The 11,918-nt window shown below is 54.7% G+C and carries 11 protein-coding genes; 8 read left to right on the top strand and 3 right to left on the bottom strand.

Going from position 1 to position 11,918, the window contains the following annotated elements; translation table 11 throughout:
- Positions 1 to 11: 11 nt before the first annotated feature.
- Together envZ and ompR are read right to left on the bottom strand one after the other, a co-directional pair.
- Positions 12 to 1,364, bottom strand: a complete 1,353-nt coding sequence (envZ, locus tag ACE15A_RS01525; protein ID WP_001253818.1) for a two-component system sensor histidine kinase EnvZ — start codon at positions 1,362 to 1,364, stop codon at positions 12 to 14.
- Entirely contained in the window at positions 1,361 to 2,080 is a 720-nt protein-coding gene (gene ompR / locus ACE15A_RS01520) for a two-component system response regulator OmpR (protein ID WP_001157751.1), read from the bottom strand. The genes envZ and ompR overlap by 4 nt, the downstream gene beginning before the upstream one ends.
- 225 nt (positions 2,081 to 2,305) lie before the next feature.
- On the opposite strand from ompR, the gene greB reads away from it, so the two are divergent.
- The 6 genes from greB (at position 2,306) to ACE15A_RS01490 (ending at position 9,619) form a co-directional block, all read left to right on the top strand.
- Positions 2,306 to 2,779: a transcription elongation factor GreB gene (gene greB / locus ACE15A_RS01515; RefSeq protein WP_000856695.1), complete on the top strand. Its 474-nt coding sequence runs from the start codon at positions 2,306 to 2,308 to the stop codon at positions 2,777 to 2,779.
- 98 nt (positions 2,780 to 2,877) lie between these two features.
- Complete coding sequence (locus ACE15A_RS01510; protein WP_023247864.1) at positions 2,878 to 5,208, top strand: Tex family protein; 2,331 nt, start codon at positions 2,878 to 2,880, stop codon at positions 5,206 to 5,208.
- Between the two features lie 436 nt (positions 5,209 to 5,644).
- The gene (feoA, locus tag ACE15A_RS01505) at positions 5,645 to 5,872 is read left to right on the top strand and encodes a ferrous iron transporter A (protein ID WP_001160955.1); all 228 of its coding nucleotides are present in this window, start codon (positions 5,645 to 5,647) and stop codon (positions 5,870 to 5,872) included.
- Between the two features lie 18 nt (positions 5,873 to 5,890).
- Positions 5,891 to 8,209: a Fe(2+) transporter permease subunit FeoB gene (gene feoB, locus ACE15A_RS01500; RefSeq protein ID WP_053507968.1), complete on the top strand. Its 2,319-nt coding sequence runs from the start codon at positions 5,891 to 5,893 to the stop codon at positions 8,207 to 8,209.
- A gap of 12 nt (positions 8,210 to 8,221) precedes the next feature.
- The gene (gene feoC, locus ACE15A_RS01495) at positions 8,222 to 8,458 is read left to right on the top strand and encodes a [Fe-S]-dependent transcriptional repressor FeoC (RefSeq protein ID WP_023247862.1); all 237 of its coding nucleotides are present in this window, start codon (positions 8,222 to 8,224) and stop codon (positions 8,456 to 8,458) included.
- Between the two features lie 234 nt (positions 8,459 to 8,692).
- Positions 8,693 to 9,619, top strand: a complete 927-nt coding sequence (locus ACE15A_RS01490; protein ID WP_053507969.1) for an Rpn family recombination-promoting nuclease/putative transposase — start codon at positions 8,693 to 8,695, stop codon at positions 9,617 to 9,619.
- Positions 9,620 to 9,654: 35 nt separating this feature from the next.
- Here the strand turns inward: ACE15A_RS01490 and bioH are convergent, their stop codons facing one another.
- Positions 9,655 to 10,425: a pimeloyl-ACP methyl ester esterase BioH gene (bioH, locus tag ACE15A_RS01485; RefSeq protein WP_064055969.1), complete on the bottom strand. Its 771-nt coding sequence runs from the start codon at positions 10,423 to 10,425 to the stop codon at positions 9,655 to 9,657.
- A 37-nt stretch (positions 10,426 to 10,462) separates the two neighbouring features.
- On the opposite strand from bioH, the gene gntX reads away from it, so the two are divergent.
- On the top strand, positions 10,463 to 11,146 hold the full coding sequence (gene gntX, locus ACE15A_RS01480; protein ID WP_023247859.1) for a DNA utilization protein GntX: 684 nt from the start codon (positions 10,463 to 10,465) through the stop codon (positions 11,144 to 11,146).
- Positions 11,147 to 11,204: 58 nt separating this feature from the next.
- The gene (gene nfuA / locus ACE15A_RS01475; protein ID WP_000619387.1) at positions 11,205 to 11,780 is read left to right on the top strand and encodes a Fe-S biogenesis protein NfuA; all 576 of its coding nucleotides are present in this window, start codon (positions 11,205 to 11,207) and stop codon (positions 11,778 to 11,780) included.
- Positions 11,781 to 11,918: the final 138 nt, after the last annotated feature.

Genomic DNA, 11,918 nt, shown 5'->3' with positions numbered 1-11,918 from the left:
ACCTCCCTTTCTTATGCCTCTTTTGTGGTCCCCTGGACGCGAGCCACAGGCACCGGCAGCCAGGCGCGAATCGACAATCCACCACGCTCGCTGGTGCCAATCTCCAGCATCCCGTTATGGTTATCGATAATGCGCTGCACAATCGCCAGACCCAGCCCTGTTCCGCTGGTGCTACGGGCGCTGTCGCCGCGCACAAAAGGCTGGAACAGATGTTTACGCTGCTCCGGCTTAATGCCCGGCCCGTCATCTTCTACCTGGAACCAGGCGCGATGCGACTCAGTGCCGCTGCTGACCTTAATCCAGCCGTTGCCATAACGGGCAGCATTGACCACCATATTCGCCACCGCGCGCTTAATAGAGAGCGGGTGCATTTTCACCTGAATGCTGCCTGCCTGAAGCGCAGTGTTAATCTCACGCTCATAGCCGCTTTCCGCCGCAATCACCTCACCCAGTACGGAATTGAGATCCGCCATCTCCATCGGCATTTCCTGACCGGTACGCAGATAGTCAATAAACTGTTCGATAATGGCGTTACACTCTTCGATGTCTTTATTGATCGACTCCGCGAGATAACCATCTTCCTCGCCCATCATCTCCGTCGCCAGACGAATGCGGGTCAGCGGCGTGCGCAAGTCGTGGCTGACGCCCGCCATCAATAGCGTACGGTCATCGGCCAATTGTTTCACACCGGCTGCCATATGGTTAAACGCACGGGTCACAGAGCGCACCTCAGAGGCGCCATATTCACGCAGCGGCGGCGGAATAATTCCCTTTCCTACCTGCAAGGCGGCATGTTCAAGATCCACTAACGGTCGGTTCTGTATGCGAATAAACAGCCACGCGCCGCCTATTGCCAATAGCATGATCGCCAGCGTGTAACGGAACAGCGGAGAAAAATCGCCCTGATGAATCTCGGTCAGCGGCACGCGCACCCAGATATTGGGCGACAGCCAGGTTTTCAGCCACACGACGGGCGAGCTTTTGTTGACCTCAACGCGCACTTCCGTCGGGCCGCCAAGCTGCTGCGCCATCTGATGGCTTAAGAATTCGTAGTGTTGCGCCCAACGCAGCCCGGCCTCTTCGGCAGCTTCGTTGGTGTAGAGAGAGATCCCCAGTTCGCGATAGATTTCCCGGCGAAACGCAGGAGGCACGACTAACTGCGTACCGTCCTCCAGTTGCAGCTTATCGGTCATCAGCATGCGGACCTCGTAAGCCAGAACCTTATTAAACTGCTGGAGGCTCGGCAAAATCGCGAAGTTCAGCACCACCAGGTAGGTCGTCACCAGGCTGACGAACAGCAAGGTGACGATGAGCAACAGCGTGCGGGCAAATGAACTTCGCGGCGAGAAGCGCATTCGCCTCATGCTTTAGAGCCGTCCGGTACGAAGACGTAGCCCAGGCCCCATACGGTCTGAATATAACGCGGATGCGCCGGATCTTCTTCCACCATGCGGCGCAGACGGGAGATCTGGACATCGATGGAACGTTCCATCGCGGAATACTCGCGGCCACGGGCCAGATTCATCAGCTTATCGCGAGAGAGCGGCTCGCGCGGATGGCTGACTAACGCTTTCAGTACCGCAAACTCCCCGCTGGTCAGCGGCATCGGTTCATCTTCACGGAACATCTCGCGCGTACCGAGGTTCAGTTTAAACTTACCGAACGCGATAACGGCCTCTTCCTGCGACGGCGCGCCGGGCAGTTCGTTTGCCTGACGACGCAGCACGGCGCGGATACGCGCCAACAGCTCGCGCGGGTTAAACGGTTTAGGAATGTAGTCATCGGCACCGATTTCCAGCCCGACGATACGGTCAACCTCTTCACCCTTCGCCGTGACCATAATGATCGGCATTGGATTACTTTGACTACGCAGGCGACGACAAATCGACAGACCATCTTCACCTGGCAGCATTAAATCCAGTACCATGAGATGGAAAGATTCACGGGTCAGCAGACGATCCATCTGCTCGGCGTTAGCGACGCTTCGAACCTGGAAGCCCTGCTCGGTCAGATAACGTTCCAGTAGCGCCCGCAGACGCATATCGTCATCAACCACCAGAATCTTATAATTCTCTTGCATTGTCTGTACTCCCAAAGGTTCGCAACAAATGTAAGTGTGTATTCTTAAAAAAGCTCACGTGAGTCACCAGCGAATTCTGGTATGAATTTCAGGCTAAATTGTTACAAAGCATATTTAACAGCAGCTTAAATATACAATTAATCAGCAAACCCATTATTTATTCTGTCGGGACGATCACGTTATACCCCGTGTGCGCAATATCGACAGCAAAGGTAAATCAACGAGATGAAAACGCCCCTGATCACCCGCGAAGGGTACGAAACACTCAAACAAGAGCTCAATTATCTCTGGCGTGAAGAGCGCCCGGAGGTCACCAAAAAAGTGACCTGGGCTGCGAGTCTGGGCGACCGCAGCGAGAATGCCGACTATCAGTATAATAAAAAGCGCCTGCGTGAGATCGACAGACGTGTCAGATATCTGACCAAATGCATGGAAAATCTCAAAATCGTGGATTATTCCCCGCAGCAGGAGGGCAAAGTCTTCTTCGGCGCCTGGGTGGAAATCGAAAATGACGACGGCGATACGCTGAAGTTCCGCATTGTCGGTTACGATGAAATTTTCGGACGTAAGGATTACATCTCTATCGACTCGCCGATGGCGCGGGCACTACTGAAAAAAGAAGTGGGCGATCTGGCGGTGGTCAACACCCCTGTCGGCGAAGCAAACTGGTACGTCAATGCGATCGAATACGTCAAATAAGACAAGAAGAATCCTAAGCCCTCGCTGATGGCTGGCATTTTTGTCAGCCAATCCGTATAACTATCCCCTGATTTTTATCCTGAAGACGAAGCTAACCCATGATGAATGATTCTTTCTGCCGCATTATTGCGGGTGAAATCCAGGCACATGCCGGACAGGTTGAAGCTGCCGTTCGCCTGCTTGACGAAGGGAACACCGTGCCGTTTATCGCACGTTATCGTAAAGAAATCACCGGCGGTCTGGATGACACGCAGTTGCGTAACCTGGAAACACGTCTGGGCTATCTGCGTGAGCTGGAAGACAGGCGTCAGGCCATCCTCAAGTCCATTTCCGAACAAGGCAAACTGACCGATGAGCTGGCTGGCGCCATCAACGCTACGTTAAGTAAGACCGAGCTCGAAGATCTCTACCTGCCCTATAAACCTAAACGCCGCACCCGTGGACAAATCGCCATTGAAGCCGGCCTTGAGCCGCTGGCCGATCTGCTCTGGAACGAGCCGTCCCACGATCCTGATGTGGAAGCGGCAAAGTATATTGATGCCGACAAAGGCGTGGCGGACACGAAAGCCGCGCTCGATGGCGCACGCTACATTCTGATGGAGCGCTTTGCCGAAGACGCCGCATTGCTGGCGAAAGTGCGTGATTACCTGTGGAAGAACGCCCATCTGGTTGCCACCGTCGTGAGCGGCAAAGAGGAAGAAGGGGCAAAATTCCGCGACTATTTCGACCATCATGAGCCAATTGCCAACGTCCCGTCTCACCGTGCGTTAGCAATGTTCCGTGGTCGTAACGAAGGCATTCTGCAACTTTCGCTCAATGCCGACCCACAGTTTGATGAGCCGCCAAAAGAGAGCTACTGCGAACAAATCATCATGGACCATCTCGGCCTGCGTCTGAATAACGCCCCGGCGGATAGCTGGCGCAAGGGCGTAGTGAGCTGGACATGGCGCATCAAGGTCTTAATGCACCTCGAAACCGAACTGATGGGCACCGTGCGCGAACGTGCGGAAGACGAAGCGATTAACGTGTTTGCCCGTAACCTGCACGACCTGCTGATGGCGGCACCGGCTGGCCTGCGCGCCACAATGGGCCTTGATCCTGGCTTGCGTACCGGCGTAAAAGTCGCTGTCGTTGACGGCACCGGCAAGCTGGTGGCGACGGATACCATTTATCCGCATACCGGTCAGGCGGCCAAAGCGGCTACCGTTATCGCCGCGCTGTGCGAAAAATACCACGTCGAACTGGTAGCGATTGGCAACGGTACGGCATCGCGCGAAACCGAACGCTTCTATCTCGACGTGCAGAAACAATTCCCGAACGTGACGGCGCAGAAAGTGATCGTCAGCGAAGCGGGGGCGTCCGTTTATTCCGCTTCTGAGCTGGCGGCGCAGGAGTTTCCGGATCTGGATGTTTCTCTGCGCGGCGCGGTGTCCATTGCCCGCCGTCTACAGGACCCGCTGGCTGAACTGGTGAAAATCGACCCGAAATCGATCGGCGTCGGCCAATATCAGCACGATGTCAGCCAGACCCAGTTGGCCCGTAAACTGGATGCGGTGGTAGAAGACTGCGTAAACGCCGTCGGCGTCGATTTGAATACCGCCTCCGTGCCGCTGCTGACCCGCGTCGCGGGCTTAACGCGTATGATGGCGCAGAACATCGTCGCCTGGCGCGATGAGAACGGTCAGTTTCAGAATCGCCAGCAACTGTTGAAGGTGAGCCGTCTGGGGCCGAAAGCGTTTGAGCAGTGCGCGGGCTTCCTGCGTATTAACCACGGTGATAACCCGCTGGATGCGTCTACCGTCCACCCGGAAGCCTATCCGGTTGTCGAACGAATTCTGGCGGCGACGCAGCAAGCGCTAAAAGATCTCATGGGCAACAGCAACGAATTGCGTCACCTCAAGGCCGCCGATTTTACCGACGATAAATTCGGCGTGCCGACCGTGAGCGATATCATCAAAGAGCTGGAAAAACCAGGCCGTGACCCGCGCCCTGAATTTAAAACCGCGCAGTTCGCCGATGGCGTCGAAACCATGAATGACCTGTTGCCGGGTATGATTCTGGAAGGGGCGGTCACTAACGTCACCAACTTCGGCGCGTTTGTCGATATCGGCGTCCATCAGGATGGTCTGGTTCACATCTCTTCCCTGTCGACTAAATTCGTCGACGATCCACACACCGTGGTGAAAGCCGGCGACATCGTGAAGGTGAAAGTGCTGGAAGTGGATCTGCAACGTAAGCGTATTGCGCTGACGATGCGTCTGGACGAACAGCCCGGCGAAACCACTGCTCGCCGTAGCGGCGGTGCCGATCGCGCTCAGGGAAACCGCCCGGCAACAAAAGCGGTGAAACCGCGCGGTCGGGACGCCCAGCCAGCCGGTAACAGCGCCATGATGGATGCGCTGGCAGCCGCACTGGGGAAAAAACGCTAATCGGGTAATACGCAGGCCGGATGATCTCTTATCCGGCCTGCGATTTTGCAATACGTCCAACCCTTTCTTTTTTAATTAACAATTAAATCTTACCCATTAGAATCTGTTAATTAATTCTCTTCTGCTATCCGTACTATTAATTATCACTCTATTAACAGATGAAACCTTAATTAAACATTAAAAATGGTGGATATTTGCACAACAGGGGGATTTGCAAAAAGACAAATAAATGTTGAGCCATATCAACATTGGCGCAAATTATCGCTTATTTGTACATTCCGTCACATTTTAACCGTTGAAGATAGAAACCATTCTCATTATCATTGTGTTGTTGATTATTTACTCTTTCCTTCGTTGGCTAAATATCGGGTCTCCTGCCGCCCCCCTGAGCGCCGCATGAGGTATACATCCAGTTAGCAAGAAACAAGTAGGTCGTATGCAATTCACTCCTGACACTGCGTGGAAAATCACCGGCTTTGCGCGTGAAATCAGCCCGGCGTATCGTCAAAAACTGCTTTCGCTCGGCATGTTGCCCGGCTCTTCATTTAATGTCGTCCGCGTCGCGCCCTTAGGCGATCCGATCCATATCGAAACACGACGCGTGAGTCTGGTATTACGTAAAAAGGATTTGGCGTTAATAGAAGTGGAAGCGGTTTCCTGTTAATACAGTGAGTCTATAAAAATGAAAAAATTAACCATTGGTTTAATTGGTAATCCTAATTCCGGCAAGACCACCTTATTTAACCAACTCACCGGCGCGCGTCAGCGCGTAGGGAACTGGGCGGGCGTCACCGTCGAGCGTAAAGAGGGTCAGTTTTCGACAACTGACCACCAGGTCACGCTGGTAGATTTACCCGGCACCTATTCGCTGACGACCATCTCGTCGCAAACCTCTCTTGACGAACAGATCGCCTGCCACTACATCCTGAGCGGCGATGCCGACCTGTTGATAAACGTTGTGGACGCCTCCAATCTGGAGCGTAACCTCTATTTGACGCTGCAACTGCTGGAGCTGGGTATCCCCTGTATTGTCGCGCTCAACATGCTGGATATTGCCGAAAAACAGCAGGTTCGTATTGATGTCGACGCTCTGTCCACGCGTCTGGGTTGCCCTGTCGTACCGCTGGTATCGACTCGCGGTCACGGTATCGAGGCGCTGAAACTGGCCATTGACCGTCACAACGCTAACGACAATGTCGAACTGGTGCATTATGCCCAGCCGCTGCTGCGCGAGGCGGGTTTCCTGGCCGACGCGATGGCCCAGGAGATGCCTTTACAACAGCGCCGCTGGCTGGGTCTGCAAATGCTGGAGGGCGATATCTACAGCCAGGCTTACGCAGGCGAAGCGGCGCAAAACCTGGACACCTCCCTTGCCCGTCTGAAGGACGAAATGGACGACCCGGCGCTGCATATCGCCGACGCCCGTTTCCAGTGTATCGCCGCTATTTGCGACGTGGTAAGCAATACCCTGACAGCCGAACCCAGCCGTTTCACCACCGCAGTTGATAAAATTATCCTGAACCGTTTCCTCGGCTTACCGATTTTTCTGTTCGTGATGTACCTGATGTTCTTGCTCGCCATTAACATCGGCGGCGCGTTGCAACCCCTGTTTGATGCCGGTTCCGTCGCTATCTTTATTCATGGCATTCAGTGGATTGGCTACACTCTGCACTTCCCGGATTGGTTAACCATCTTCCTGGCGCAAGGTCTTGGCGGCGGGATCAATACCGTCCTGCCGCTGGTACCGCAGATCGGGATGATGTACCTGTTTCTCTCCTTCCTTGAAGACTCCGGCTATATGGCGCGCGCGGCCTTCGTCATGGATCGCCTGATGCAGGCGCTGGGGCTGCCGGGTAAATCCTTCGTGCCGCTGATTGTCGGCTTCGGCTGTAATGTACCTTCCGTGATGGGCGCCCGCACGCTTGACGCTCCGCGCGAACGCCTGATGACCATCATGATGGCGCCGTTTATGTCCTGCGGCGCGCGTCTGGCGATTTTCGCCGTCTTTGCCGCCGCCTTCTTCGGGCAAAACGGCGCGCTGGCGGTCTTCTCGTTGTACGTGCTGGGTATTGTTATGGCGGTATTAACCGGCCTGATGCTGAAACATACCATTATGCGCGGCGAAGCCTCTCCGTTTGTGATGGAGCTGCCGGTTTACCACGTACCGCATATCAAGAGCCTTATTATCCAGACCTGGCAACGCCTGAAAGGTTTTGTACTGCGCGCCGGTAAAGTCATTATCATCGTTAGTATTTTCCTGAGCGCGTTTAACAGCTTCTCACTGAGCGGCAAAATCGTCGATAACATTAATGACTCCGCCCTCGCCTCTGTAAGCCGGGTGATCACGCCAGTCTTTAAACCGATCGGCGTCCATGAGGATAACTGGCAGGCGACCGTGGGTCTGTTTACGGGCGCCATGGCGAAAGAAGTTGTCGTCGGTACGCTGAACACGCTCTACACCGCCGAAAATATTCAGGACGAAGCGTTTAACCCTGCCGACTTTCATCTCGGCGATGAACTGCTGGGCGCGGTTGACGATACCTGGCAAAGCCTGAAAGACACCTTTAGCCTGAGCGTACTGGCCAACCCGATCGAAGCAAGTAAAGGCGACGGCGAAATGGCGACCGGAGCGATGGGCGTAATGGATCAAAAATTCGGCAGCGCCGCGGCGGCGTACAGTTACCTGATTTTCGTCCTGCTTTACGTACCGTGTATCTCGGTGATGGGCGCTATCGCCCGCGAGTCCAGCCGCGGCTGGATGAGCTTCTCAATCCTGTGGGGACTGAATATCGCCTATTCGCTCGCCACGCTGTTCTATCAGGTTACCAGCTTCAGTCAACACCCTACATACAGCCTGATCTGTATTCTGGCGGTGATCGTCTTTAACGTTGTGGTGTTAAGCCTGTTGCGCCGCGCCCGCAGCCGTGTGGACATTGAACTACTGGCAACCCGCAAAAACGTCAGTTCCTGTTGTTCGGGCACTGCGGGCAATTGTCACTAAGGGATGTAAAAAATGGCTTCATTGATACAGGTTCGCGATCTACTGGCGCTACGGGGTCGCATGGAGGTAACGCAGATCAGCCATACGCTGCACGCCCCGCAGCCAATGATCGACGCCATGCTGAATCAACTGGAGATCATGGGTAAAGCGGTACGTATCCCGGAAGAACCGGACGGCTGCCTTTCAGGTAGCTGCAAAAGTTGTCCGGAAGGTAAAGCCTGCCTGCGCGAATGGTGGGCCTTGCGTTAACCTTCGCCGGATAGCGACGTAACACTTCTCATCCGGCCTTTATCCCGCGTTATGTTGCCCGGTACGCGTCACGCTGCCGGGCAATTTTGCGTAATGCCTTCCACAAAGATGAAAGCGTTACCGCCGTCCGCATTTATCTCCCCATGCGCCTCGCAAGCGCACTAATTCTCTACTGCAATCAGCCCGGTCAGCGCGTAGTGTCACGTCATTGAACTTCACCGGTGACGGATCGATATGGCGACCTCAACAACATCCACGCCGCATGACGCGGTATTCAAACAGTTTTTATGCCACCCCGATACTGCACGAGATTTTTTGGAAATCCATCTCCCGTCGACATTACGTCAAATCTGTAATCTGAATACGTTACGGCTGGAGTCCGGTAGCTTTATTGAAGAGGATTTACGCCCCCATTATTCCGATATTCTTTGGTCGCTGGAAACAAGTGAAGGTGAAGGTTACATTTACGTGGTTATTGAACATCAGAGTACGCCGGACGCGCATATGGCATTTCGGCTGATGCGTTACGCGATGGCTGCAATGCAACGACACCTGGAGGCCGGGCATAAGACGTTGCCGTTAGTGGTACCAATGCTGTTTTACCACGGAAACCGAAGCCCGTATCCGTTCTCATTATGCTGGCTGGATGAATTTGCCGACCCGGTGATGGCGCGTAAGCTATACGCCACCGCCTTTCCTCTGGTCGATATTACGGTCGTGCCGGACGACGAGATTATGCGGCACCGCCGCGTCGCGCTGCTGGAACTCATACAAAAACACATCCGCCAACGTGATCTGATGGGGCTTGTCGAACAGCTGGTCGCCCTGCTGATTAAGGGATACGCTAATGACACCCAGCTTCAAAGTCTGTTTAATTACATGATGCACACTGGCGACGCCGCGCGCTTCAATACGTTTATCCGCCAGGTGGCTATGCGTATCCCACAGCATAAGGAGAAGATCATGACTATCGCAGAAAGATTACGTCAGGAAGGGCATCGTCACGGGTTACAGAAAGGGCTACAACAAGGCAAACAGGAAGGCCAACGGCTCGCCGCATTGCGCATTGCCCGCTCCATGCTAACCGATGGTTTCGATCGCGATACCGTGCTTAGGGTTACCGGGCTGGCACCTGCCGATCTGGCGTCTGAAAGCCATTAATCTTGCAGAATGGCCTGGACCCGGTAACGCCCTGGTTACAGCGATGATTTTAGCGTCATCAGCGCCTGGCAAAACGCCGCCGGATGCGAGATAAACGGCGCATGGGCCGCCTTCGCCATTATCTGCGATGTACTGTGCGGCCATAACGTATCGAGCAAAGGCGCGATTTTACGCGGCACCAGACCGTCCAGATAACCATACAAACGCAAAAACGGCATGTTCACATTTTTAAGCGCTTCTCGTAGATCGACCGTTTTTAAGATTTCCAGTCCGCCATTGAGCACGTCTACATCCGGCATAGGCTGCGCCAGCACTACGCTTTTTAAGGTGCGGGCATCCTGACGCGCCGTCTCCGTCCCTAACGTTTGCAGCGCCAGAAAACGCTCCACCGTGCGCTGAAAATCGTCGCTAAGCTGCTGCTGAAATCCGCCGAGGATTTCCGGTTTTATTCCCGGCCACCCCTCACGCGCGCTAAAGCATGGCGAAGAGGCGACAGTCACCAACGCCTGAACGCGTTGAGGGTGTGTGAGCGCCATCTGACTCGCCACCAGCCCACCCAGACTCCAGCCAAGCCAGATAGCCTGGTCCGGCGCGTTTTTCGCTACCTGCGCCGTCATCTCTTCAAGCGTCATGGCGCCAAACCCCGTGCTACGACCATAGCCCGGCAAATCGACCAGATGCAGCGTAAAATGCGAGCCGAGTTCCTCGCGAATGCAATGCCATACCTCCGCATTCAATCCCCATCCGTGCAGCAGCACAAGATGACAATTTCCCTCGCCGTAGGTCTGCCACCAGATGTCATTCATCAGTTACTGTTCTCTTTTGCCTAACAAGGATGCATCTATGCTAACAGTACCGGGATTATGCTGGCTATGCCGAATGCCGCTGGCGTTAAGTCACTGGGGGATTTGTTCCGTATGCGCGCGCGCCGTCCGTCAGCGTATCAGCCAGTGCCCGCAATGCGGATTACCTGCCGCGCATCCTTTGCTCCCCTGCGGTCGCTGCCTGCAAAAACCGCCGCCCTGGCAGCGTCTGGTGAGCGTCAGCGACTATACGCCGCCCTTGAGTTTACTGGTGCATCAGCTTAAATTTACCCGCCGCAGCGAAATTGCCGCCGCTCTGGCGCGTCTACTGTTGCAAGAGGTTCTCATGGCGCGCCGCAGCACTGGCTTGCAGCTTCCCGACAGAATCGTCAGCGTTCCGCTCTGGCCGCGCCGACACTGGCACCGGGGATTTAACCAAAGCGATCTGTTATGCCAACCGTTAGCGCGCTGGCTTGGCTGTGCATGGAACAGCCAGACCATCACGCGGGTACGGGCGACCGCAGTCCAACATCATCTCAGCGCCAGGTTACGTAAACGCAATTTGAAAAACGCGTTTCGCCTTGAATTGCCGGTACGGGATCTCCATATGGTTATTGTGGATGATGTCGTCACTACCGGAAGTACCGTCGCGGAAATCGCGCAACTGCTTTTGCGCAACGGCGCAGCGACTGTCCAGGTATGGTGCCTGTGTCGAACCTTGTAGAGCCTCGATGATGGGCGTATTATAACCAACTAAAATAGTCAACTATTAGGCCATTACTATGATCCGTATTTCCGATGCTGCACAAGCGCACTTTGCCAAACTGCTGGCAAATCAGGAGGAAGGGACGCAAATCCGCGTATTTGTCATTAATCCCGGCACCCCTAACGCGGAGTGCGGCGTTTCTTATTGTCCGCCCGACGCCGTGGAAGCCACTGACACCGCGCTCAAATTCGATTTGCTGACCGCTTATGTCGACGAGCTGAGCGCCCCCTATCTGGAAGATGCGGAAATTGATTTCGTGACCGACCAGCTAGGTTCTCAACTCACATTGAAAGCACCAAACGCGAAGATGCGCAAAGTGGCCGATGACGCGCCGCTGATGGAGCGCGTGGAGTATGCTCTGCAATCGCAGATTAACCCTCAGTTGGCGGGCCACGGCGGTCGCGTCTCGCTGATGGAAATTACCGATGAAGGCTATGCTATTCTGCAGTTTGGCGGCGGTTGCAACGGTTGCTCTATGGTTGACGTCACGCTGAAAGAAGGGATCGAGAAACAGTTGCTGAATGAATTTCCGGAACTGAAAGGGGTTCGCGATTTGACCGAACACCAGCGCGGCGAGCACTCATACTACTAATATTTTACCCGCATCCATGCCCGATGGCGCTTGCGCCTATCGGGCCTGCCGTCTGCGCTACCGTAGGCCGGATAAGGCGTTTACGCCGCCATCCGGCGCTATCAGCCACACCTCAGGTCGATGGTCTTTCTTCTCCCC

Origin of the sequence: Salmonella sp. HY31 (assembly GCF_042604575.1) — a bacterium.
GTDB lineage: Bacteria > Pseudomonadota > Gammaproteobacteria > Enterobacterales > Enterobacteriaceae > Salmonella > Salmonella diarizonae.
This window is presented reverse-complemented; position numbering and strand designations above follow the sequence as displayed.